Below are 25537 nucleotides of genomic sequence, written 5' to 3'. Positions count from 1 at the left end.
TGTCTCTTTTCGGTCATATGATGTAAGAAAGTAGGAAGGTCGTACCTAATGCGATCACCGAGGCGATGAAAGTCGCGGTGGTGTAATATTTAAATGTCTCATTAAGGGTGGCACCGCAGTATTGCTTTACCAACCAGAATAGCGAGTCAGTGACGATGGTGAAACCAATGGCACCGGAGCCAATCGCCAAGGTGATAATTTCTGGGCTGACATTGGGATACATCGGTAATATCGGTGCCACTATCGCCGTCGCCCCCATCATTGCTACCGTAGCCGAGCCAACCGCCGCATGCAGAATCAAGGCCACCAACCAGGCCAGTAGAATCGGGTGCATATCCAGATTGGATAAAATCACTGCCAGCGTATCTGCCAAACCACTGGCTTTTAATATGCCGTTAAAAGCCCCACCGGCACCGATAATCAACAGGATATTAGCAATCGAGGAGAAACCATCTTCGGTTTTAGCCAGCAGCGCACTCATACCCATATTTTGACGAATGCCCAGCATGTAGTAGGCCACAAACGCGGCAATAAACATGGCGGTAATGGGGTTACCGATAAACGATAATACTGAATATAACGGAGTGCCTTTTTCCATATTCAGTTCTGCGGCGGTTTTCGCCAACATCAGAATAATGGGCAGTAACACGGTAAATAGAGTTGCCCCCAAAGAGGGCAATTCATCTTCATTGCGCACTTTAATTTCAGAGAACGCTTGCGGTACTGCTTTAAAAGGCAGTCGATTACCCACTAACCGTAAGAATAACGGCCCACCAATTAATGATGCTGACAGCCCAACCACCAGCCCGTAGACAATCACAGTGCCAATGTCAGCCCCTAAAGCATTGGTGACATACATGGCTGCCGGATGCGGTGGCACCACACAGTGAACGGCCATTAGCGCCGTACACAACGGGATTGCCAGTTTTAATAGCGAGGTATTGGTCTTTCTTGCGATGGAAAAAGCCAGTGGAATCAATAACACCACACCCACTTCAACAAATAGCGTAATGCCACAGATCAACCCAACTAACACCATCGTGACATCAGGTGATAGCCAGCGGCAACGTTGTAAGGTGATACCGATGCGCTCTGCCGCACCCGATACCTCCATCATTTTGCCTAAAATGGTGCCCAGCCCGATCACTGCGGCTAAAAAGCCCAGCGTCCCGCCAATCCCACTTTCAATGGAATTAACCATCTCAATGGGATTCATGCCCATTAATAGCCCGACATAAAAACTGGCTAATAATAGCGCCAGAAAAGGATGTATTTTCAGTTTTACAATGGTGAAAATGATAATAATGATACTTGATAATAACGTACCCACTACCCATATTTGTGAGTCCATAGCCAACCTCATCTAATAATAAGTTCTATCACTATTGAATAAGAATTAGCCGGGTCTGACAAATGATGAAAATCCAGCTTCAGATGAGCTAGATTGGCCCAAATAGGTAATATCGGTCAAAGTTTTATGATTTATTCAGGTTTGCATCACATTAGATAACCCTAAACATCTGCTCCAGCAATAAATACGGTATGCTATTGGGTCAAAAATGATTGTCTGAGCCGCCGCCATGTACCCGGAAAAAAGCTATATCACCCGTAATAAGCTGCTTAATGGTTATCAACTATCCAAACTCTATACCTTTGAAATTGCCGCGCGGCACAGCTCATTTGCACTGGCGGCTGATGAGTTATCCATCAGTCCCAGTGCCGTTAGCCACCGGATCAATAGCTTGGAAGAGGAGTTGGGGTTCAAACTGTTCCAGCGTTTTCATCGTAAAGTGGAACTCACCAGCGAGGGGGAACGCGTCTTTTGGGTACTCAAATCGTCGCTGGAGTACCTGAATCAGGAAATTTTGGAGATAAAAAATCAGGAGTTGTCCGGTACATTAACCGTCTATTCTCGGCCATCCATCGCCCAATGTTGGCTGGTACCAAAATTGGCGGACTTTGCCCATCGCTATCCGGCCATTAGCCTGAATATTCTGACCGGCAATGAGAATGTTAACTTTCAGGGCGGCGGTATTGATTTAGCGATTTATTTCGATGATAAAACGCCGGAGAAACTGTCATATCAACACTTGATGGATGAATCGATGGTCCCCGTATGCAGCCCGGAATATGCGGAAAAACATCAGTTACACGGTAATCTGATCAATCTGCGGCAGTGCACCTTGCTGCACGATCGGCAAGCCTGGAGCTATGACTCCGATCGCAGTGAGTGGAATAGTTGGAGTCAGCAAATCGGTTTTGATCTTGATCCCACCCAGCGCAGCATGGGGTTTGATCGCTCCGATTTGGCGATTATCGCAGCCATAAATCATGTTGGGGTGGCGATGGGCCGTAAAAAGCTGGTCAACAAACGGTTGGAAAACCAAGAGTTGATTATGCCGTTTCCCGACATGGAAGTCAGATGTGAACAACGCTATTACATTTCAACATTATCCGATCGGCAATGGCCGAAGATTAACGCGTTTATTCAGTGGCTTAAGAAGATGGCTGATGAGTCCTGAGGTGCAGGCGCTCCCTCGCAGAAGCGCCTGACGCGATTACGACATCTCGGCAGCTTTTTGCGCCAAATCACGGCTATAGTGGCGGCTGGCATCTACCAGCATATGGGTATAAGCGGTTTTTTCGCAATCAGTGGTCAAATCCTCAGTGTTCAGTGTTTCCAGAATCCGGCCATGTTGCATCACCGCAACCCGATGACAAAGGTGAGCAATAACCCCCAGATCATGAGTCACCATCAGATAGGTTAGCTTCTCCCGCTGTTGCAACTCAGCCAGCAGATTGAGGATCTCAGCCTGCACTGACACATCGAGAGCAGAGGTTGGTTCATCCAGCAGCAATACGCGCGGCTCAAGAATCAACGCCCGCGCAATGGCGACGCGCTGGCGCTGCCCACCCGATAGCTGGTGGGGATAGCGCTGGCGAAACTGCCGGTTGAGGCCCACTTTATCCAAAATAGTGTCGATCCGTTGGTCGCGATCACCAATGCCATGGATAATCAGTGGCTCAGACAAAATATACTCGATGGTATGGCGCGGATGCAGCGAGCCATAGGGATCTTGAAACACCATCTGAACATGGCGGCAGCGATCACGCTCAATGCGGTGTGCCAAAGGGATCTGATTCAAGGTTAGCTGACCGCTCCAATGGTTAAACAGCCCCGCCAGGCATTTCAGCACTGTGGTTTTACCCGAACCGGACTCCCCAACCAAGCCAAAAATCTCACCATTATTCACCGTCAAATTAACATCAAACAGCACCTGATTCTGCTGGCTGCCTTCACCAAAAATAAGGTTAAGGTTATTGATTTCAATCATCGCATTTGCAGACATAACAGGCTCCTTAACCATTCATCCAGGCCGGATCACGCACCATAACCGGCAAGCGATCACGGCGGTTACCAATATCTGGTAATGCATTTAGCAAACCACGGGTATAGGGATGTTGCGCCTGATCAAGATCACAGGCCGCGATCGACTCCACGACCCGCCCGGCATACATCACCAGCACCCGATCGCAGAAACTGCGCACCAGATTGATATCATGACTAATAAAGATCAGCCCCAAGCCACGCTCTTGCACCAAATCATCCAGCATCGCCAATACCTGCAAGCGCACCGAGACATCCAGTGCCGACGTTGGCTCATCAGCAATCACCATTTCCGGCCCGGTTATCAGCATCATCGCTATCATGATGCGCTGCCCCTGCCCGCCGGATACCTCGTGTGGATAAAGGTGATACACCCTTTGTGGCTGTCGGATACGCACCACATCAAACATCGCCAATACGCGCTCGCGCGCTTCCTGCCGCGAGACTTTATGGTGCGCCAGATAGGCCTCTGCCACCTGATCACCCACGCACACCACCGGATTGAGCGAGTATTTTGGATCCTGCATAATCATCGACATACGCTTACCGCGCACTTCACGCATATGGGCTTCACTGGCCTTCAGCAAATCCACTTCGGCAAAGCGCAACCTATTGGCGTGGATCTGTGCACTGGCCGGATGCAGCTTGAGCAGCGCCCGCCCAACCGTAGATTTACCCGAGCCGGACTCACCGACAATCGCCAGTTTCTCCTTACCAAGGGAAAACGAAACACCACGCACCGCGTCGGTCACCTGTTTGCCATTGACGAAGCTAACCCGCAGGTCATCCACTTCCAGCAAAGGCACTGATTTATTCTGTTCTGGGGTCAAGAATGTCACGTAGGCCATCTCCTAGGAAGTTAAATGCCAGGCTGTTCAGCAGAATCGCCAAACCAGGAATTGTCACCAGCCACCAGCACTCCATCATGTAACGGCGGCCACTGGAGATCATCGCCCCCCACTCAGGGTCCGGTGGCTGAGCGCCCAAGCCGAGAAAGCCCAGACCAGCGGCAGTCAGAATGATACCGGCCATATTCATGGTGATACGGATGATTACCGACGGCAAGCACAGCGGCACAATGTGACGCAGCAAGATCCGCAGCGGTGATGCGCCCTGTAATTTCACCGCAGAAACAAAGTCTGCATTGCGCAAAGAGAGGGTTTCCGCCCTTGCCAGACGGGCAATCGGCGGCCATGCCGTCAGGGTAATAGCAATAACCACATGCTCCAAACCGGGGCCTAATGCAGCGACAAAAGCCAGCGCCAGCACCAGGCTCGGGAATGAGATGAAAATATCGGTAATACGCATCAGGATACTGTCGACTTTACCGCCGAAGTAACCCGCTACCACCCCCAGTAACAGGCCGATTGGCCCAACAGTCACTGACACTAGCGCCACGATATACAGCGTGGTACGGGCACCATAAATCAACCGGCTATACTGATCACGGCCAAACTCATCGGTGCCAAACCAGTGTTGGCTACCGGGTGCCTGTAGTGAGTTATTGAGATCTTGCGCCAATGGATCATGGGTCGCCAGCCACGGAGCCAAGAATGCCACCACTAACAGCAAACCGATGATAGCGACACCAATAGCCGTCAGCGGGTTACCCATTAACAAACGGAAGAAATTAACTACCCGCCGTAGCCCGCGCTTCCATCCCTGAGGTTTCATCTCAGGGCGCGCTACGACATTATCGGGTTCAGAGGAAAGCATCATTGATTCGTCCTCGGGTCGAAGATCTGATACAGCATGTCAGACAGTAAATTCAGTGAAACAAAGATCAAGCCCACCAGTAATACACAGCCCATCACCGCATTCATGTCACCCAATAACAGACTGCCCGTCAGATAAGAGCCAAAACCGGGCCATGAAAAGACGGTTTCGATTAAGACTGCACCTTCCAGTAATGAGCCGTAGGCCAGTGCCACCACGGTCAGCAATTGCACCAGAATATTGCGGAATGCATGGCCCCACAGCACCTGAAACTCCGACAATCCTTTCACTTTGGCGGTAATAATGTATTCCTGTGACAACTGCGCCAGCATAAAACTGCGGGTCATACGGCTGATATAGGCCAGCGAGTGGAAACCGAGAATAGTGGCGGGCAGCACCAGATGGTTTACCGCGCTGCGAAACACCTCCCACTCCCCCGCCAGCGCCGAATCAATCAACAATAAGCCGGTGCGGCGATCAACTAAACCGTCGTAGGCCATATCTACCCGACCCGCGCCACCCACCCAGTTTAGCCAGGCGTAGAACACCAACAGGCCCATCATGCCCACCCAGAAAATCGGAGTTGAGTAGCCCGCCAGACTGATAAACCGCACCACATAGTCGGCAAACTTGCCGCGACGTGCTGCCGCCATAACCCCCAACGGGATACCGAGACCAGCCCCGACCAGAATCGCCATGGTTGCCAGCTCAATGGTGGCTGGGAAGACTCGGATAATGTCATCTACTACCGGGCGACCAGTGAGTAAGGCATTGCCCAAATCACCGTGGATCAGTGAGTTAAAATAGATAAAGAACTGTGACCATAGCGGTTTATCCAGCCCCAATTGCAGGTAGACCTGCTGATAGGTACTTTGATCCGCATCCTGACCCACAATCGCCAGTACCGGATCAATCGGCATCACTCGACCAATAATAAAAGTAAGAATCAATAAACCGAATAAGGTCACGGCCACTTGCAAAAAGCGCTTCGATAAACGCCGCACGATCCCGTGCGGAGCTATCCAATCTGAAACATTCATGCTATCTCCCCCAACATACAGCGGCTTAACGCTGCTTATACACCTGTAACAGGCGGGTTGTGGTCGACGGATGTGGCACATAATCCATCACGTCTTTACGCACGACGACCGAATCAACCATTTGGGAAATTGGCAAAATGGCTGGGAACAGCGCGTCATAACGCTGCTGAACTTCAATGTACATCTGCTTCTGTTTAGCCGGATCTTTTTCGATTAACGCGTTGTCGATCAGCGAGTTGAGTTGTTGATCATAGAATGAAGTGCGCCAGCCCTGGAAGTTGGTCAGTTTGGCGGCATCGCTGTTATCGGGGTTATAAGCAATGGAACGCAGGCTGGAATGCGGATGCGGATCAACACCGCCACCACCACGGCCCACCAGCATATCGAACTGACGATCACGCATTGCGCCATATACTTGATTACCGGTGCCCGTCAGAATTTTGGCCTGAATCCCTGCCTGTGCCAGTGTCGATTGAACCGAAGTAGCAACATTAATAAACGGCGGATCAGACAATACCCGCAGGGTGGTGGTGAAACCGTCTGGGTAGCCAGCTTCCGCTAACAATGCTTTAGCTTTCGCCACATCCAACTTGTAGCCGGGATCCGGTAGCGTGACATCCATACCCTTCTGGATTGGCCGCTGATGGAAGATGCCATACCCCGGCATAATAGTTTTATTAATACCATCATAATCAACCAGGTAGCGCACCGCTTCCCGTACTTTTGGGTTGGCGAAGTGCGGCTCTTTCAGGCTCATCGCGACATAATAAATAGTACCGCGCTGGACTTCATCGACCTGGATTTGCGGATTACTTTTCAGCGCATTGATATCCGGTACCGACATCCCGCTGGCGATATCGATATCGCCCTTTTCAATCATTAAGCGCAGCGCCTGTGACTCAGTCATGTGGCGGAATATCACCCGCTTCATTTTGGCGTCACCTTGCCAGTAATTATCTACCCGGCTGATACGTAACACATCTTTTGCCTGCCAAACATCCAGTTTGAATGGGCCAGAACCCGCTTCATTGGTGGTCAGCCAACCATTACCCCAGTCACCGTTTTTCTCATGCTGCATGACGGTGGCGCGATCAAGGATCGACCCACTGCCTAAAGTACCCAATGAATAGATCACCAGCTTGGGATCGGTGGGTTTCGGTAACTCAACTTCGACCGTCAGTGGATCTTTGGCGCGGATCAGTTGCTCCACGTTATCGGCGGTAAAACCGTAGGATTTCCAGGTGGTGGCCTGTGCCAAATTCAGATGCATCAAGCGGTTCATCGACCAGGCAAAATCTGCCGCCGTCACGGGATTGCCGGAGTGAAACTTCATACCATCACGCAACGTAAAGGTGATCAACTTACCGTCATCACTGATTTTCCACTCGGTGGCAGCACCGGGCAGCACCTTACTGGGAGTGTGTGGATCCAGTTCCACCAAAGAGTCGTACAGGTTAACAATGATAGCGACAGCATCATTGCCGGTCATGGCTGCCGGATCGAGCGACAGCAGGTTATTCATATTCATACCAACAATCAGTTGGTCATCGGGGGTTTTAGCGACACTGACGCCGGTCGACGTCAGGGTGATCAGTAGGGTAAGGAGGAGTGTTCTTACTATTATTATCGCGTTCATGGACCATCTCCGGTAAGAAAAGGCTAGATCTGAAGGCTTGTTTTTATAGGTCGAGACAACATTTATTGAGATAACGGCTTATAGCGATAATGACGCGGTTAAGCATCATTCAGCGCTCAAAGTGTTAGCTGCGATATAGTCAAAATTGATATCCTCTCCCAAACCGGAGCGGGTCGGCAGAGAGACATAGCCATCACTGTCCATCGGGTCAATGATGCTATTGAGATACGCAGCAGGCTCGTCATAATCCAGGAATGGATGCAGCAACCCACGTTCATACCAGCGACAGTTACGGATTGCACCCACGACCGCCAGATTCGGCGCGCCATTACCGTGGATTTCACAATCCATGCCGAACGATTCCGCCAGATGAGCCACTTTCAGGCAAGGCGTAATACCGCCCACGCCTTGGACACCAGCGCGTAAAATATCGCAGGCACCGGCCTTCACCCAATCAGCACGGCTAAAGTATTTACCGGCCAGGCTTTCAGGTCCGATAATGTCAATTTGCAGGTTTTCCCGCAGCCAGCAGTAAGAGGCCATGCTCTGCTCTTCCATCGGCTCTTCAAACCAACTGAAATTAAGTTTTTGCAGTTCGCGACCAATATAGAGGGCGTCGCTGCGGCTGTACCAATGGTAGCCATCCAACATCAGAGCAATATCCGGGCCGACGGCTTCACGTACCGCCGCACAAGCACGAACATCCATCTGCGGACTTGGCGCAAAAGAGACTGGCGGCATCCAGGTATGCAGCTTAATACCCTTATAGCCACGGGCGACCAGTTGCTCGGCAAAGCGCGCATACTCATCCGGGGTCGACAATCCACCCGCTAACTCATCACCACACATGGTGCTACCGTAAGCCAATACTTTGTCGCGATATCCGCCCAGCAGTTTATAGACCGGCTGACCCAATTTGCGCCCCAACAAATCCCAAATGGCCTGCTCGGCAATAGCCAGCGCCCGGTCGGTTAACTGATTGGCACTGCCGCGCTGCCAATGCACCAAATCATTCCATAACCGTTCGCGGTCAAACGGGTTTTGCCCAATCAGAACTTTTTTAAAGAAGCTATTGATGATGTGCGGGCGAATCACTTCCGGTGGTGCAAATGCATAACCGCAATCACCTTCGTCAGTGGTCAGCGTCAGCATCGCCATTTTGGCTAAGGACTCTGCGCCTGGATGCGAGTGCCCTGCGGTATCAGAAACACGCCGGGTCGGATAAGAAAAAACGGTTACATCTACTGATATTATTTTCACCTGATTACCTGCCTTTAGAATTCATTGAGTTTCTGGTCTGTTAACGCAGTAAACCCATATTTTTTATAATGATTTAACTCACCTTAAATAGTAAAACATCAGATCTATTTAAATGGAATGTCATTTCACCTTACCAGTATTGAAGATAAGCCTTCATTAGTCATTAGGAGATTGGCTGCAAAATTGGCAATAAAGGCGTGTTTTTTTAGGCAACTGCACAAATTATTGTGAGCAGCATCACGGTGACAGGAGGAAAAGGCCGGTGGGGGGATATATTCCGCGTCAATGACGAGGATGACTCCCCGCAATACCGGTTATTATTTGATGTCCTCGCTATAAATAGCCAAGCAGTAAAGGGAGGGGGGGTCTCCTCCCTGATTATTCGATAAACACGTTGATAACAAAGCCAAGAAAAGCGGGGTGTTGCCCGCCATCCCTGCGTAATTCAGGATGGCTAAGGCCAAGTGCATTTGAGCAGGCTATCTGAATTAGGCCGTCAATCCGCCGTCCAATACCAGTGTTTGCCCAGTCATATAGCGGCTGTCATTGCCTATCATAAAAGCACTAACACGGGCGACTTCTTGCGCATCACCTAAGCGCCGTAGTGGTATCTGTTTACGCAAGCCTTTTAAGGCATCGGCAGGCATCGCACGCGTCATATCGCTGTCGATTATCCCCGGCAGCAGGCAATTAACCCGAATACCAAAGCGCCCCATCTCCAGTGCCAATGAGCGACCAAGGCCAATCATTGCGGCTTTACTGGCACCGTATGCACTCTGCCCAACATTGCCTTTAATAGCGGTTACCGACGACATTAGCAACACTGCGCCCTCGCCCTGCATGATCATCGGTGGCAATAGGTGCTTATTCCAGTAGAAAATGGCGTTCAAATTGGTGTTCATCACATTGCGCCAGTTATCACCATTTTGCTGAATATGCAGACCATCACCGGTCATACCTGCATTATGGATTACCGCGCCGGGCGCACCATACTTCGCCAGCAGTTGTGGCGCGAGGTGGTCAACATCCGCTTCGTCGCTACCATCACAACGATAGTGAGTTACCCAGCCGGGCAACCCCGCACAGCTTTCTATCACATCGTGACTCTGTTGCTCACCACTGCGCCAGGTAAAGACCACATTCCACTCTTTGGCCAGTTCTTCAACCAAAGCACGGCCAATACCACGGCTGCCGCCGGTAATTAATACCCATTGCCTACTCATAATATTATTTCTTCTGTTCTGCTAACTTTTGGCAAAGCTCGCCTAAAGTCATATCTGGATTTTCCATAAACATTTCCGCGTTCAGCGTCGCCCCGAATTCGCGCTTTGCCAGCACCATCAGTTCGACATAATCGAGGCTGTCGAGTTTTAGCTGATGCAGCGGCATATCCGGTGACAACGCTGACATGTCCAGATCTTTGGCGTCAGACAACATTTCACAAACGGTGTCATAGACGTGTTGATACTTTTCCATGGTTTTATCCTTATTTAGTGCGCGGTTAATGACCGCGTTTTTAATGTTACAGCGGTGGTAATTAATGCCCCGGCATCTAAGCGAGCCTGAATAGCGGCGCGCAATACCCAACCCTCATCGGCATTACCGACGATAAGTGTTGGCTCGATGCTGTAGCGCAATGCGCCACGGACAAATAAATTCGGGTTATTGATGCCCATAAACTCAGTACTGAAATGCACATCATGGTGAGTCTGGATGACAGGCACATGCTTAAAGACATCAATCAAGGTACTCGCCTGAATGCCCGGTAACACCTGCCTGGCGGTGGCCAGTGTTTGTGGGGCGGCGACCAATAATTTAAATAGCAATGCATCGAAAAACCCCCAGCATTCAGCAGGTTGCGTGGCGTCCCCTGGATACTGTTGGCTTAACTGATAAAGGTTATCCGCCGAGAGGACCGACCAATGCTCGCTTTCTGCCCATACCAACGCCGGTGCGCTGCGCAATTTGCTGTTAAAACAGTTTTCTCCAGTGGCAATATCCACCAGATTGCCACTGGCTTGCCCTGCCCCTTGCTCAAGTTGCAGGGCGTAGGGGGTATTGCACAGAACCGGCTGACGTAAACGGGTGTTAAAACGCAGAAAATCCGTTGCAGGCAAGCAGGGTAATAACCCAGCACTGAGCTGATATTTGATATCTAACATCGCACGCATCCCGTGGACGGTAAGTGCCTGTTGGCCGAACCGTTGTGCATGTTGCAGATCAAAATGGATCGGGTTGTAATCACCGGAAAACGCAGCCCAACGCTGCGCATCACTGAGGGTGTAGTTGAATATCATGCTTAATCCAGCCCAATAACCAAGGCAGCATTGGCACCACCAAAACCGAAACTCAAGTTTAGGGTATTGCGCAATGCTTTAGGCCGATGCCCCTCGCTGATGTAATCAAGGTCGCACTGCGGATCAGCATTTTTCAAATTACAGGTTGCGGGCATTATCTGGTGTTGAAGCGCTTGCAGGCAGATTATCGATTCAAAGCTACCCGCCGCGGCAATCAGGTGGCCGGAATAAGATTTGGTACTGGACAATGGCGTAGTATAGGCCGCCTCACCAAAGGCTTGCTTAATGGCTTGGGTCTCATTGAGATCGTTAAGCTGGGTCGAGGTACCGTGCAAGTTCACGTAGTCAATTTCATCAGCACTCAAACCGGCCTGTTGCAAGGCGTGACGGATAGTCTTCACCCGCGCCACCCGATCTTCCGCCGGTGCGGTGAAATCAAATGCATCAGAGTAGTTACCGTAACCTTTGATCTCACCGAGGATGGTGGCACCGCGTGCAATTGCGCCGTCTCGTTCTTCCAGACACAGTACCGCCGCACCTTCAGACAGCACAAAGCCGTTGCGATCCAAACTAAACGGGCAACTGGCTTTGGTGATATCGTCTTGCTCGCGCGCCAGTGCACCCAGAATATCGATATTCCATACTGCGGCATCGCTGCGCAATGATTCACCCGCCCCTGCCAGCATCATCGATGCCCGACCGCTACGGATAATTTCAAATGCATCACCGATGGCAATGGTACCGGTAGCGCAGGCGGCTATCGGTGAGTTTTGGTAGCCGCGTAACCCCCAATACAGGCTGCACGCCGCAGTGCCCGCATTGGGCATTGAGAGGAAGCAGCCAAAAGGCGTACCCAGCCCGGTTGCCAGGTAGCCTTCATAGTTGTCATGTGTCTCATCCTGCCCCGCCCAACCGCTGCCAATGATGGTTCCGCAGTCTAGCAAGTCATAATAAGCCTCAGGTGATTGCTCGGCGAAGGCCATCCCCATCGCCTCTTTCGCTGCCGCCAGTACCAGGCGAGCATAACGCGGTAGGCGGCGGCGAATAGCCGCAGGCACTGATTTCAGATTCGGCTCAGCATCAAGCAAACCAAAAAAGCGCGACTTGATACCCTGCTCAGATTTATCGTAATAACGATAACCCAATTGATAGTCCATAATCGCCGCCCAGCTCTGCTGTGCCGTCATCCCCATGGGAGTCACGCTGCCATAGCCGGTTACCACCACGCGGCGCTGTTTATTGGTATTTGTCATGATTTAATTCCTTTACTTTCCCTGCTGTTATCAACACCGCCCCCTAGCGCTAACCACAGTTTCATGGTGGCATTCAGGTAGTTATATTGAAGTTCGAGCAAACTGGTTTCACTGGTCAGCAGAGCATCCTGCGCATCCAGTAAGGTCTGAAATGAAACGGCACCTGCTTGATATTGGCTGTTGGTCAGAATTAGCCGACGTTGGCTGAGTTGCAGGTTTTGCCACTGATTCTGTTTTTGTTGCTGATAGCTCAGCCGTGCTGTCATCGCGTCATCGACATCTTTCAAGGCGCTATATACCTTGCTGCGAAACTCGACGGCCGCCAATTTCACTTCCAGCTTTGACTGGTCGATGGTGAGCTGCACAGTGTTCCATTGGAGGAAAGGCAGTGCGCTGTTGACACTGAGTGTCCGGCTCGGGTTGCTAAACCATTGTGAAAACACCGCACTACCGGCATCTAAACTGGCTCCTAGCGAAAGGGTCGGGTAGAAATTCAGCTTGGCAACATCAGATCCGGCTAAGGCTGCACGCAAGCGCCACTCCGCCGCCTGCACATCAGGCCGTTGAGCAATCACCTGTAACGGTAAACTTTCCGCTATTGCAACTTGCTGCTGTAAATCCAATGACTTGCGTTCAGCATGACGATAATCAGGTGCGCGGTTAAACAGCAGTGCCATGGCATTACGTGCGGCTTCCCGTAGTTGTTCGAGATTTTGATACTGATTTTGTCTATCCAACAGGGCTTGTTGCGCCTGTAACAGTTCAATTTCACTGGCATCCCCCGCCGCCAGACGCGAGCGCACTATGTTGAGCGTATCTTGCGCAATAGCCAACGCCGCCTGTTGATAGCCCAACTGCTGGTTAAATTTAGCAATCTGCCAATAGAGATCCGCAGTGGTCCCAATCAGTGACAGTGCAGTTTCCTGCCGGTCCTGTTCGGTCGCATTGACCAGCCAGGCGGACTGCTCACGGGCGCGGGCCAGTTTGCCCCACAAATCCAGCTCATAGCTCAGACCAAGCGAGGTACTATAACTCTCTCGCGGCTGGGTATTTTCATTCAGCGAACGGGTATTACTGCCCGCACCGGTCAAGGTGATATCTGGCGTCAAATTGGTATTAGTCAGCCCTGCCGTCAGCCGCGCTTGTTGTAATTTCAAACCTGCGGCGGCCAGATCGTTGTTGCTGACCAACATGCGGCTGATGCTGTTAGACAGTTGTGGATCGTCGAAATTTTCCCACCAATGCACACTGTGATGCAGGTAACCCCCGCCAGTATCTTTAACCCGCCACTCCTCAGGAACCGACAGCATGGGGCGCTGATAATCGCTTTTCAGTAATGAACCGCAGCCGGTTAACAGCAGCATGATAAGTCCTACATTAATCAGTCTGCTCATTCTCGTGCCAGTGCCTCGGTCGGGTGCAAACGGGCGGCATTACGCGCCGGGAAAAAGCCAAATCCTAGCCCGATAAGCGCAGAGAAACTGCACGCCAGCACTAACGGCGGCCAGGTAAAAATCATAGTGAATTCTTGGGTAACCCACGAGAAAATCACCCCCGCCAGCCCTGAACCAATAATCCCAATCAGGCCACCGAGAGTACAGATAACCACCGCTTCAATCAGAAACTGGATCATGATGTCGCTGGGGCGAGCGCCAACTGATAAGCGAATACCAATTTCATGGGTCCGCTCAGTCACCGACACCAGCATGATATTCATTACCCCCACCCCACCCACCAACAGTGAAATAGCGGCAATGGAGGTGATCAGCAATGTCATCGAATCAGAGGTTTTCTGAATCGCTTTGCTCATCTGGTCATTGCTCAGAATGAAAAAGTCCCGCTGGCCGTGGGCCATCTCCAGCACCGTCTCGACCTCGCGCTGCACCTCATTCAGGTTGTAACCCTCACGTACCCGCACGGTGATTGATTCCAGTGGAATATCACCTGAAATACGCTCGGTAAGTGAGGTATAAGGCATCCAGGCGGCCAATAATCCGCCAAATGACGAACCATTACGCTTGGCGACCCCGATCACCCGCAGAGGAATACCATCGAGTTGAACAATTTCGCCAATTGGATTTTCCCCGACAGCAAATAGGGTGTCGCTGAGTTCAGGTTGCAAGATAACCACCGGCTCACGCGCATTGACGTGGCGCTGGGTAAAACCATCGCCCACAGTAAAACTCAGCCCTTTTACTTGAAAGAAACCGTTACTGACCCCAGAGAGCGAAACCATCACTTGTTTGTCGCCACGCACTGCGGCAACCATCTTGCTCACCACCGGTGACAAGCTATCGACATAGGGTTGCTGGCTAAGTAATGCCACATCTGCCTGCGTGAGTGCGCGCTCAAAATCAGGGCGCGGTTTATCCCAGCCCAATCCGGGGCGAATATCCAGATTACTGGTACCCAGTTGACTGATTTCACTTAGAATTTCCTGACGTGCACCTTCACCCACCGCCATGGAAGAGACCACCGACGAGATGCCAATAATAATGCCCAACATCGATAAGAAAGCACGGATGCGATGCCCAAGCAGTGAGCGCCAGGCCATTTTGATAGCTTCCCTGACACTCAACCACCAGTGTGGCCGGCCCGTTGCCAGCGTGGCGGGCAACGCGGCGTGAACAGCCTGCGTCTCAGACGCCTCATTATGGCGATCAGCAATGATTTCACCGTCGCTTATCTCGATAATGCGCTGAGCCTGATTAGCGATATTACGATCATGGGTCACGATAATAATGGTGTGGCCGGACTGATGCAGACCATGCAATATTCCCATCAACTCTTGCCCACTGGCTCTGTCGAGCGCACCGGTCGGCTCATCGGCCAAAATAATACCGGCACCATTCATCAGGGCGCGGGCAATACTGACACGTTGCTGTTGCCCGCCCGAGAGCTGTGCTGGTTTGTGTAACAGGTGCTGACCAAGACCTAAGCGGCGCAATAAGTAGGTCGCACGAGCCTGACGCTCAGTAGACGGCATCGCGGTGTAAAGTGCCGGAATGACCACATTCTCCGTTGCCGTTAAATACGGCATCAGGTGGTAGCGCTGAAAAATAAAACCGATGTACTGGCTTCTTAATTGCGCCAATTGCTCACTGCTGGCCTGCCGGGTAGCGATGTTATGAATCGACATCTCCCCCTGCGTTGGCTTATCAAGACAACCAATGATATTCATCAGCGTCGACTTACCCGACCCGGAAGCGCCGATGATCGCCACCATTTCGCCGCGACCAATCGATAGCGAGATATCTTTAAGCACCGCGACCGATTGGCTACCCGACGCAAAATGGCGATAAATGCCATTAAGCTCGATCAACGGACGCCGGGAATCAACGGTATTAGCGCGCATTGATGACTCCTGAAGGTGCACCCATTAGCACCACCTGATCACCCTGCTGCAATCCTTCTTTTACTTCGGCATATTGATCATTACGCAGACCGAGCAATACCTCACGAACCACCGTTTGTTTGCCTTGGATGACTTGAACCCGATAGCGCTTATCTGACTGTTGACTCCCCAGCGCGGACAACGGTACTCGCAACACATTTTTCGCCTGCGCGGTGATAATGAATACCTGCGCCGTCATTGATGTGCGCAATAGTCGCTCACGGTTGGCAATGCTGAATATGCCATTGTAATAAACGGCAGAAGGTTGCTGACTGTTAGATGCGCCGGCACTCTCTTCGCGCAAGCTTTCTGCCGACGCTTCCTGAATAGCATCCATCCGGCTCTCATAGCGGCGCTCAGGGTCAGCAACCACATAGAACCATAGCGGTTGCCCAACGTTGACTTTGAGAATATCGGTTTCTGAGATACGGGTGTGAACCGTCATGGTATCGACATTCGCCAGAACCAAAATTGTCGGCACGGTTTGTGAGGAAACAATGGTTTGCCCCTCTTTAGTGACAATCCCCAGTACTTCGCCGTCAATTGGTGCCATGATGCGGGTAAAACCCAGATTGGCTTTGGCGGTTTCCAGTGACATTTGGCTTTGCACAATTTGCGCTTCGTTAACGTGCAATTGTGCTAACTGGCTGTCGTATTGCGCCTGCGCTTTTTCGAGCGCACTTTTCACACCAGAACCTTCTGTTGCCAGGGTCTGTTGACGACGGAATTCAAGCAGATATTGGCGTAACAATGCCTGGCTCGCCTGCTTCTGTGCCTGCGCGCTCTGTAATTCAGCTTCCGATTTACGTAACTCGTTTTGCTGTAAGGTTGGGTCTATTTCAGCTAACAATTGGCCACGAGTGACGCGATCGCCCTGTTTAACATAGAGTTTGGTTAGCTGCCCGTTGACCTGCGCGCCGACATTCACCTGCAATGAGGGTTTTAAGCTGCCGGTTGCCATGACGTTTCGTTCGATATCACCGCGACCAATAGTTTCGGTTAATTGCGTTACATCCGGCTCGCTATTAGCTAACCACAGCACTCCCCCACCGCCGATAACTAACAGCAGGGTAATAAGCAGGATCAGGAGTAAGCGTGGTTTGTTGTTCGCTATGTTTATACGCATGATTAACCCGCAACCGGTGTCAGGTGGCTTAACGCCGCAGATTGCGCAAAACGCGCCAACTGGCCGTCATTCAAGCGGAATACACGGTCAAACATGGGTAAGACACGTTCACTGTGTGTCACAGTGATCAGTGTTTTCTGATATTCCCGGCAATGTGCTAATAAGGTCTGCATCACCTGATGGGCGGTGTTTTCATCCAGATTGGCAGTAGGTTCATCTAGCACCAATACCGGGCAATCACTGTACATCGCTCTGGCTAGCAATAGCCGCTGGCGCTGGCCTAAAGAGAGCGCGGCATGGCTTTCACGTACCAAGGCGCTAAGGCCACCGGGCAACTTATCGATAACCGAGGTGAGTTGCAGCCCTTGGAGTGAACGCTCAATACGTTGGCGCTTTTCAGCATCGACATGCCCATCAAACAAAGTGATGTTTTGTAATACCGAGGCATTAAACAGGATATCTTCCTGGCTTTGCAGGAAGAACAAGGCGTGGGCCTGCTGAAAATCTACCGGTTCCCCATCCACCAATACCTGCCCTTCCTGTGGTGGCATCAAGCCCGCCATCACTTTCAACAAGGTACTTTTGCCCGCACCGGATTCCCCGATGATCGCCACACTTTGCCCGCGAGTCAGTGACAGCGACAAATTGCGCAATACCGGCTGACTGGCGTCATAGGCAAAACGGATATTCTGATAGACCAATTGGCGGGTAAATGCCGGGATCGCCGGTGGGATCGGTGAATCGCTGCTTGAGGGTGTTGCCTGCCCGGCAGGGAACAGATCACGGGCACGGATATCAATGACATGCAGTTGGTTTTTCTGCAAAATGGCATAGAAGATCTTGGTGATATACGAGGTAAAGATCTCACGGACAAAGCTATAGGCAAAGAATTCCCCCAAACTCAGCGTCCCCTGCTTCAACAATGGCAGCGCCAGCAGCATAAAGAACACCATTTCCAAGCTGCCGATCAGTTGATACAGACTATTTTTGACCTGATCGTAAATTTTCTTTTTCTGTAATGCACTGAATAATGAAAGCGCCAGACTGGCAAACACCCCTTGGCGTTGACTGGACAAACCGGCTGATTTAATAGTGGAAAAGCCCTGAATGGTTTCCAGAATAAAATCACTTTGCTCAGCACCTTTTACTTGTAACTGTTGGGTATAGTAACGGTCACGGTAGATGGCCCAAATACTGATAAGCCCCATCAGCATCACGCCGACGGCGGAAACCATCGCCAGCACCGGGCTCATATAGCACATCACTGCCAGCGCAATAGCACCGATTATCCAATCGGTACGCAGGCCGTTATCCAGTTCGATTTTTTGCGTAGCCGCCATTTGCCAATTGGAGAAGCGGCTGAAAATGTCACCCGGTGCGCGTTTATCAAAAAAGTTAAGTGAATGATTGAGCAAACGAGAGAAGCCAGCGACACTATTTAGCACCACAAAGTGTTTGATATAACGCTCGGTGATATATCGCACGCAAAAAGCGAGTGATGTCGATACCACAAAAGCCAATAGGAAATAGAAATAAGGGAAGTCTTTATCACCCGCGGAAGAAAATACGTCATTAATGGCGCTGCTGACCATGGTCGGCATGATAAATAGCGTCAGTGAGATCAAAAATGCCAGCGTCATCAGCCAATAGATGCCACGAACACTGGCGGTCTCTTTCAAGCTCATGCAGTCCAGCGCGCTCAACCGCGTACTGTGCTCAATCTTCTTCAGCGCCTCTGGGTCTGCGGGCGTTTCTGGATCCAACACCAAGGCATAACCGCTGATTTCCGCTTTCAAAGCATCCATTGGCAACAACTGCTGACCGATTGCCGGATTCATCACACAGACATAGTTACCTTTACGGTAAGCAAGTAACACGTAGTGGTTCGCGCCATAATGCAAAATGGCGGGCAGCGGTAAGGCGGACAACTCCTTATGCTCAAACACCACCGGGTAAGCAGGTATCGCCAATTCAGATAAAATAGTACAAAGCGTAGCTAATGACGTGCCGTGCGCCGAGGCAGGATAACGCTCCCGTAAGCTTTCCAACGGCGCATTGATGCCCTGCGTCTGTGCCAGCATCGCAATACAGGCTAAACCGCATTCATTGGTTTCGCTTTGAAAAACCTGGGTCGGGATTATCTTTTCCATTTTCTACTATTCTTTATGAGTGCCATTATTCATTAATAAAAAATAACGAATGTGAGTGCCATAACAGCCAATCTTGCGGATGCTGCGTCATTGATGTTTCAATCAATTCGGGTAATTTACTTTTCACTTCTCGCGCGCTAAGCGCAGGATATATATTTATTTTTATTTCTTTGTCGTAATACAAATAATAAAAAACCACCTGAGCGGAAAGCGCTCTAGCGATACGAATAATGCCACTGTGTAAATTGGCTGGGCGGTTGAATAATTGGCAGGATATTTTTGCCGTTTCAGCCATCTGGTTATTGACGGTGTAATCCGGCGTAATATCCGGGAAAATCATAATATTGCGCTTATGCTCGGCCGCTTCCATGATGGCTTCCATCAGGTTACCGGCGATTGCGCGGCTGTCAGCATGGATGGAACAATAAGAAATATTCACCCCGCCCATCTGCCGCGCCTGCTCTTCATATGCCTCGGCGCTGGCTGAAACCACCACCGTCGCCTGACCGGGATAAGCATTAGCCCCCACCATGCCAGCGAGCACATCAGAAACCATATGCAGCGGCGCTAAAATAACCGGTGAACCAGCCTCATGCAGCACACGAACCTGGCTATCTAACTGCTGAGTACATGCCGCTAACTGAGCTAAAACCCGCCGATTTTGACCATAAGTCGCCGCCAACTCCAATACCTGACGGCGCTGGGCGGTACGCATAAAACGCTGTGCTGATGGACTATTGCTGCCATTCAATAAGCACAGGCTGTTAGCCGCCGCTACGCGCGCCAGATTCTTCTGTCGCTTTGGCATCAAACCTAAAGCCCGGCGCAAAGCACCGAGCATCAGTAAGAAACGATAATCACCGTGCCGTAACAGCCAGCAAGCCAGCTTGGCCTGTGCACGGGTGAGTAACCGCCCACTCAACGCCAGCTTGTCGAACTGGTTTCTCCAGGCAAAGTAACCCCATACAGCTAACAGCCTCATTATTTCTCCAGCGCCTTGTCGTGCTCGAGTAATGACAAGAGATGATCCGAGAACGCAGGGAATTCTCTGTCCTGCAACGCTATCCATTTTTTGCCAACAATAAAGCTCGGGGTGGCGTCTATCTTGTAATGCGCGGTCACTGCCACCATATAGGCGAGCAACGCTTTCACTTCAGCGGATTGGCTGACTTGCTGATATTTGGCGACATCAATGTCATTGGCTTTTAGCCAAGTTTCGAGCTGGCTGTTATCACTCAGGTCAATGTTGTCTTCCAGTACCGCTTTGTATGCGCTTTGGCGGTGCTGCGGTTCAATACCCATGACGGATAAGGTGGCGAAAATAGGTGCGAAACGCCCCAAGCCGGTGGTTTTATCACTACTGATATGCAGGCGAATAAAACGCGTCCCTGCTGGCATGCGGTTTTCTAATTGGGTGACATTATCTTCATTGATGGCGCAGTAATGGCAGCCATAAGAGAAAATCTCAATAATGCTTTTATCGTCTTTGATTGGGCTGTTTTCAATGTCGCTGTTGCTGACAGCAAACAAGCTTTCCTGCGCATCCTGATTGAGGACGAAATAGTGGAAATAGGCGGTTGTTATCAATGAAGAAATAAGGATAACCAACAGTGTGTAGCCTATAAAGAATCCCTTACTCCTAAACATATTTTTTTCAGTAGACATAATTAGTTCTATTCACAATCAGAGTTCAGGTAAGACATAAATAGAGTCAAATGACATTTATGTCCGAGAAACAAATTTTCTAATATTTAGTTAATACGAAAATTCTTGAATTTAAGTATCGACAGTGATTTTAAAAAAATCAGGCAAGTACAGAAATCCCTCCCACACTTGCCTGGGATACGATTAAATATCGATAAAAATTAACGAATACTTAATTAACGGCAGTTAGCAATATTGCTAGGTGCAGAAGTAGTGCTTAATACTTTACCGTGTTTATCAGTACAAGTAGTCACTGCCATACAAGTTGCAGTTGTACCGCTGGTCTGCCACTGGAAAGTATCTTTACAAGTTTGACCAGTACCGCCAACGATTGTATTTGCAACTGCCATGTTCATTTTTTTCATGAGAAAACCCTTAAAAGAAAAATTTATAGCCTATTTATTTAATAGCCCATTGAAGTATGCGTTTCATTTTAGATTATAGACTAACACCTAACTAATCTAACGCAACAGCGTTATACTATATTAACGCAACATATTACAACTTAAAAATAGCATTTATTTAATCTTGGATGAGATATAAATAAATGCCATGGGATATTCCTGCCATATAAAAATAACAGTAAAACAACCCAATTTATGAATATAAAAACAGCCAAGTCAAAGCACTATTTAATATTCATAATCATCATGCACTCAGGTAATGAATGCATATAATTCTACATTTAGAAGTAAGACATAATAACGACTCCACTACCGCTAAATGTACCTGCGTCAGGCAATGCTGGCGCATGAAGTGTTGATTCTATCGGGAAAGGGGTATTACCTATAGCTGCCGTTACCGTCACGCCATTGGATAGGTCTTGCCCTGACACTTTTAAGGTTGAAGTTAGATTGCCATTTTGCCCAAGATTAATACTTTTCCCGCCGACCAGCGTTAATTTCACCGATGTTCTGGCAGTACAGTTGATAATGAGCGGTTCACTTTTTATCGCACCATCAACATTTTGCTGATTAAGTGAACCGTGATTGATATAGACATCATTGGTAACTTCGCAGGTTTCTGGCGTTGGAGGAACCGCACCACAATAAGAGCCGGGGATCTGATTACCGGTAAAGTTTAAATCACCAGTCCCTTGCCAATAGAGAATACCAAAACAGGTGTTTGATGAACTCAATACAGGAGTCGTGGTGCTCCAACTTCCAGAAGCACCATTGCGACTGACAAACGCATCTCGCATGGTCTTCGCCGTTGCTCCTTGAGAAACAATGACTCGCGTTGATGCCCCGCTCGGGTTAACACACCGTTCAGCTTCAAGAGTGGAGTAGTGACATATCGCCACAGAACAAGATGAGGAGGTACAAAGTACGTTACTCAACTCCTCAGTCGGCCAGGAGAATGTTCCAGTATATTGACCACCTGTTCGCGTTTGTGTCGAAACCCAGGCACTCGCTTGGCTATAAAGCGGAAATAAAAACAGCACGCAAGCGATTAGCCAGCAATATTGATGACTTAATCGCATATTAGGCTTTGTCATTCGTTTAAGTTCCATGGTTTCTATCAGCACTTAAGCTGTTGATAATAAATTCCAGCATCAACATATTGGTATTGAAATAAAATCGGGGAGAACTCACCACTCAATAATATTCCAGACTAAAGGTTGCTACCGCATTAAATTCGCCACGCTGAATGGTTCGTTGAGCAATAGCATCTGGTTCACCCTGAACATAAGCTTTCAAAGTGATAACATTCCCCCCAGCACTCAATAAAATCTCATCACTGCTTTGATTCAACGGCAAAGGTTTACCTGTTGGCGTTTCAAGGCCAATGGCTACGCCCATATTATTGCTACTACCGTTAACAGCTAATAACCCCGGTAAATTAACGCTATCATTGCCAGTAAACATGATTTTCGCAGTCGTACCCAGAGTAATATCGCAATCGACCAAATGTATTTGAAACTGCTTACCCAAGGTTCGTTGATTCGAATAGAGATATTTATCGACAACAGTACCAAAACCCAACGTAATAGTTTCATCTCCTGGGCGTATAGTGCATGGCTCGGCAACTAAAGCACCATGAAAACGCATATTATCGACCGCCAAAGTCGGTAGCACCCAAGTGATATTCAGAATCAGAATAGCCAGAATATATCGCCAGCGACGCATCGGCAGATTTCCATTATCCATCAGTTGATCCTATTGATAATCCACTAATAATGTAGCGGTTGCCTCAAAGGCACCTTCACTTAATGTTGCACCCGATGCTTTAACTGGTACCACCTGAAATACTGGCGGGTTGTTATTGTCATAAACAACACGAGTATTAAGTGCAAAAGGCACACCGTTTTTCAGCAGACGAATACCTAAATTAGGGATATTGGTTTGTAGCGCCGTAGCATCAAATGTGGTGACTGATGCACTGATAATCGTCAAGCCCAAATCCATGCCGGGAATTGCCGCACCACAGGTAACACTGTAAGGCACAGCCTTGGTGTAGTTGGTGCCATCAATCTTGTTCACGCCCAGATTTTCCCCAAAAGGCACATCTATCGTATTGCCCCCATTAATCACACAAGGGGCGGGGTTAATTAATGTCCCCGTGAACAACATGTCATCCGCATACGCCAGCGTGCTACTCAGTGTCAGTACTACCGCAATGGAACAACGCGATATCAGTGATCCGTTTTTCATTACTGATACTCCACAACCATGGTTGCTGTACCGTAAAAATTGCCCGCACTCAACGTTGCACCAGGTTGTTTGACCGGCACGGCCTTCAACACCGGGATAGTTGGATAGGAAAAGTTGAAAGTACTATTCAGTGACAATGCTTGATCATTACGTAGCAATTTGATCCCCAGTGCCGAATTATTCGTGCTCAAGACACTGGAATCAAAACCCGCCCCATTGCCTTTAATCGTCATTTTCAGCGCATTGGATACTGCCCCAATACAATTCAATGTATAGGTCACCGGCTTCATATACTGAACACCATCAACTTGTGAAGTCAGAATATCGTCGCCAAAACCGACGAGAATGGTGCCGGTATTGTTAATCACACAGGGCGGAGGATTAATTAATGTGCCGGAGAACAACATGTTGTCCGCATAAGCCACCGTATTGCCAAGAGCTAGCACCGCCGCAAAGGAACAACGTGAAATCAGTGAGTTAATTTTCATTACTGGTACTCCACAACCAGGGTCGCTGTGCCGGAAAAATAGCCCGTGCTCAACGTTGCATTTGTTTGTTTAACCGGTACCGCCTGCAATACAGGAATATTCGGATAGGTAAAGTTAGATGCCGTATTCAGTGGGAATGACTGCCCATTACGTATCAACTTGATCCCCAGACCTGAATTGCTCGTCTTCAAGACAGTGGTATCAAAATTTGCCCCATTACCATTAATGCTTAATTTCAGTGCATTAGAGGCGGCCGAAGTACAGTTCAATGTGTAATTCACCGGCTGCATGTAGTTAGCACCATCAATATTTGATGTCAGGATGGTATCGCCAAAATTAACGTTGATAGTGTTGTTACCGTTAATCACGCAAGGTGGCGCGGCAAAAATGGAGACCGAAACATTGACTGTCGCGGACTTATTTAATGCCCATGCTGAGCTACTTAACAACATTGTCATTACAGCGGCCGTTGCCCCTACGATGGCTGTCATCCCAAAGATGGACGTCATGGCCCGCCGGGTAACTATTCCCCTACAAACAACAGTCATCCCATATTCCTTATTCATCGTTCAGCCTGACATCCGCCCAGTCTTCTTATGCGCTGTACCGCAATACACTGTTATTTGATACGTTCCACAACAGAACACGTGCTACCTGTACAACCAAATATCAGTTTTGGTCGGCCGCCAAAGTCATTGACGTAAGTCAGTACCGGTTTACTGCCTAACGCACCTGCGCTAACGTCCAGCATGGCCTGCGCTTTTGGTGCGATCATCAGCGGCTTAAAGCCGTCTGCCGTTTTCCCAGCTTTGCTGTCACTGGCATCGACCAACGTGATGTAATACGGTGTCGGGTTATTAACCTGAAAACGATCGCCCTGACGCGTTAGCTGTAACTTCTCTTGCCAAGGTGTCGACATATCGGCCTTTTGTGGCACGATGCTAACTGGGCGGTAGAAAAGTTTGATGCGCGTTTGCAAGGCAATCTGTAACGTGTTGGGCTTTTCCGTCCGGGGTGGAATTTCACGCAGGTTAAAATAGAACAAGGTTTCCCGGTCTTGCGCCAACTGGCTCACCGCAGGCAAGGTTTGTACTTTTAGCTGACTAAGAGCACCCGCTTCTACTCGTTGAACCGGAGGAACAACCGTCAATGGCGTATTGATTTTGTTACCCTGCTCATCCTCGATCCAACCCTGCGCCAGATAAGGCAACTGCTTATTCTGGTTGCTGATATTCAGACTGATCGATTTATCGCTGCCATTAAGGATCACACGGGTTCTATCCAGCGCAATCGCTGCTGTCGCTTGCTGAGCCATAAGTGCCGTCACCAGAATCGCCGTGATATGCAGTTTATTATTCAATTTCATTACTTTTCCCTTCAATTAATCCTGTCAGAACCTGGCGGCACCGAGATATAGCGGTTACCTGAACC

Annotated in this window: 25 protein-coding genes; 1 reads left to right on the top strand and 24 read right to left on the bottom strand. The window is 49.5% G+C overall.

Translation table 11 applies throughout. The features are described from left to right. Positions 1–13 precede the first annotated feature (13 nt). Entirely contained in the window at positions 14–1351 is a 1338-nt protein-coding gene (gene dsdX, locus A6J67_RS08015) for a D-serine transporter DsdX (RefSeq protein WP_042568502.1), read from the bottom strand. Positions 1352–1580: 229 nt separating this feature from the next. Between dsdX and dsdC the strand changes: the two genes are divergently transcribed. After that, complete coding sequence (dsdC, locus tag A6J67_RS08010; RefSeq protein WP_050089255.1) at positions 1581–2522, top strand: DNA-binding transcriptional regulator DsdC; 942 nt, start codon at positions 1581–1583, stop codon at positions 2520–2522. 36 nt (positions 2523–2558) lie between these two features. Here dsdC and A6J67_RS08005 read toward each other — a convergent pair whose 3' ends face one another. From A6J67_RS08005 to A6J67_RS07895, 23 genes are all read right to left on the bottom strand, one after another. After that, positions 2559–3335, bottom strand: a complete 777-nt coding sequence (locus A6J67_RS08005; RefSeq protein WP_042570024.1) for an ABC transporter ATP-binding protein — start codon at positions 3333–3335, stop codon at positions 2559–2561. Between the two features lie 25 nt (positions 3336–3360). Further along, on the bottom strand, positions 3361–4236 hold the full coding sequence (locus A6J67_RS08000; RefSeq protein ID WP_080608135.1) for an ABC transporter ATP-binding protein: 876 nt from the start codon (positions 4234–4236) through the stop codon (positions 3361–3363). After that, positions 4199–5002: an ABC transporter permease gene (locus A6J67_RS07995; protein ID WP_226715641.1), complete on the bottom strand. Its 804-nt coding sequence runs from the start codon at positions 5000–5002 to the stop codon at positions 4199–4201. Before A6J67_RS07995 ends, A6J67_RS08000 begins: the two co-directional genes overlap by 38 nt. A 101-nt stretch (positions 5003–5103) precedes the next feature. Continuing rightward, complete coding sequence (locus A6J67_RS07990) at positions 5104–6144, bottom strand: ABC transporter permease (RefSeq protein WP_032905513.1); 1041 nt, start codon at positions 6142–6144, stop codon at positions 5104–5106. 25 nt (positions 6145–6169) lie between these two features. Then, the gene (locus tag A6J67_RS07985; protein WP_032905511.1) at positions 6170–7780 is read right to left on the bottom strand and encodes an ABC transporter substrate-binding protein; all 1611 of its coding nucleotides are present in this window, start codon (positions 7778–7780) and stop codon (positions 6170–6172) included. Positions 7781–7885: 105 nt separating this feature from the next. Next, positions 7886–9040 (bottom strand): mandelate racemase family protein, encoded by a 1155-nt coding sequence (locus tag A6J67_RS07980; RefSeq protein WP_005181837.1) that lies wholly within the window; start codon positions 9038–9040, stop codon positions 7886–7888. A gap of 488 nt (positions 9041–9528) precedes the next feature. Continuing rightward, complete coding sequence (locus A6J67_RS07975) at positions 9529–10263, bottom strand: SDR family NAD(P)-dependent oxidoreductase (RefSeq protein WP_050072569.1); 735 nt, start codon at positions 10261–10263, stop codon at positions 9529–9531. 4 nt (positions 10264–10267) lie between these two features. Then, positions 10268–10516, bottom strand: coding sequence for an acyl carrier protein (locus A6J67_RS07970; protein ID WP_050072568.1), 249 nt, complete (start codon positions 10514–10516; stop codon positions 10268–10270). Positions 10517–10530: 14 nt separating this feature from the next. Then, positions 10531–11337, bottom strand: coding sequence for a MaoC/PaaZ C-terminal domain-containing protein (locus A6J67_RS07965; protein ID WP_005181828.1), 807 nt, complete (start codon positions 11335–11337; stop codon positions 10531–10533). A gap of 2 nt (positions 11338–11339) precedes the next feature. Next, positions 11340–12590, bottom strand: a complete 1251-nt coding sequence (locus A6J67_RS07960; protein WP_042568506.1) for a beta-ketoacyl-[acyl-carrier-protein] synthase family protein — start codon at positions 12588–12590, stop codon at positions 11340–11342. After that, entirely contained in the window at positions 12587–13984 is a 1398-nt protein-coding gene (locus tag A6J67_RS07955; protein WP_050296850.1) for an efflux transporter outer membrane subunit, read from the bottom strand. Before A6J67_RS07955 ends, A6J67_RS07960 begins: the two co-directional genes overlap by 4 nt. Beyond that, on the bottom strand, positions 13981–15945 hold the full coding sequence (locus A6J67_RS07950; protein WP_050296849.1) for an ABC transporter permease: 1965 nt from the start codon (positions 15943–15945) through the stop codon (positions 13981–13983). Before A6J67_RS07950 ends, A6J67_RS07955 begins: the two co-directional genes overlap by 4 nt. Then, positions 15935–17110 (bottom strand): efflux RND transporter periplasmic adaptor subunit, encoded by a 1176-nt coding sequence (locus tag A6J67_RS07945; RefSeq protein WP_005181812.1) that lies wholly within the window; start codon positions 17108–17110, stop codon positions 15935–15937. Before A6J67_RS07945 ends, A6J67_RS07950 begins: the two co-directional genes overlap by 11 nt. A gap of 2 nt (positions 17111–17112) precedes the next feature. After that, positions 17113–19260: a peptidase domain-containing ABC transporter gene (locus A6J67_RS07940; RefSeq protein ID WP_050296848.1), complete on the bottom strand. Its 2148-nt coding sequence runs from the start codon at positions 19258–19260 to the stop codon at positions 17113–17115. Positions 19261–19285: 25 nt separating this feature from the next. Next, positions 19286–20242, bottom strand: coding sequence for an ABC transporter (locus A6J67_RS07935; protein ID WP_050296847.1), 957 nt, complete (start codon positions 20240–20242; stop codon positions 19286–19288). Next, positions 20242–20868 (bottom strand): DsbA family protein, encoded by a 627-nt coding sequence (locus tag A6J67_RS07930; protein WP_074010356.1) that lies wholly within the window; start codon positions 20866–20868, stop codon positions 20242–20244. Before A6J67_RS07930 ends, A6J67_RS07935 begins: the two co-directional genes overlap by 1 nt. A gap of 272 nt (positions 20869–21140) precedes the next feature. Then, positions 21141–21329 (bottom strand): DUF4762 family protein, encoded by a 189-nt coding sequence (locus A6J67_RS07925; protein ID WP_005167317.1) that lies wholly within the window; start codon positions 21327–21329, stop codon positions 21141–21143. Positions 21330–21649: 320 nt separating this feature from the next. Further along, the gene (locus tag A6J67_RS07920) at positions 21650–22462 is read right to left on the bottom strand and encodes a hypothetical protein (RefSeq protein WP_032905504.1); all 813 of its coding nucleotides are present in this window, start codon (positions 22460–22462) and stop codon (positions 21650–21652) included. 100 nt (positions 22463–22562) lie between these two features. Beyond that, positions 22563–23114: a fimbrial protein gene (locus A6J67_RS07915; RefSeq protein ID WP_050089247.1), complete on the bottom strand. Its 552-nt coding sequence runs from the start codon at positions 23112–23114 to the stop codon at positions 22563–22565. Between the two features lie 9 nt (positions 23115–23123). Then, complete coding sequence (locus A6J67_RS07910) at positions 23124–23618, bottom strand: fimbrial protein (protein WP_042568511.1); 495 nt, start codon at positions 23616–23618, stop codon at positions 23124–23126. Continuing rightward, positions 23618–24106: a fimbrial protein gene (locus A6J67_RS07905; RefSeq protein WP_050072560.1), complete on the bottom strand. Its 489-nt coding sequence runs from the start codon at positions 24104–24106 to the stop codon at positions 23618–23620. Before A6J67_RS07905 ends, A6J67_RS07910 begins: the two co-directional genes overlap by 1 nt. Beyond that, complete coding sequence (locus A6J67_RS07900; RefSeq protein WP_042568513.1) at positions 24106–24654, bottom strand: fimbrial protein; 549 nt, start codon at positions 24652–24654, stop codon at positions 24106–24108. The genes A6J67_RS07905 and A6J67_RS07900 overlap by 1 nt, the downstream gene beginning before the upstream one ends. 71 nt (positions 24655–24725) lie before the next feature. Next, complete coding sequence (locus A6J67_RS07895; protein WP_005181782.1) at positions 24726–25472, bottom strand: fimbria/pilus periplasmic chaperone; 747 nt, start codon at positions 25470–25472, stop codon at positions 24726–24728. Positions 25473–25537: the final 65 nt, after the last annotated feature.

Origin of the sequence: Yersinia sp. FDAARGOS_228 (genome assembly GCF_002073315.2) — a bacterium.
Classification (GTDB): domain Bacteria; phylum Pseudomonadota; class Gammaproteobacteria; order Enterobacterales; family Enterobacteriaceae; genus Yersinia; species Yersinia intermedia.
Note: the sequence above shows the minus strand (reverse complement) of the source record. Positions and strands in the feature narration are given on the sequence as shown.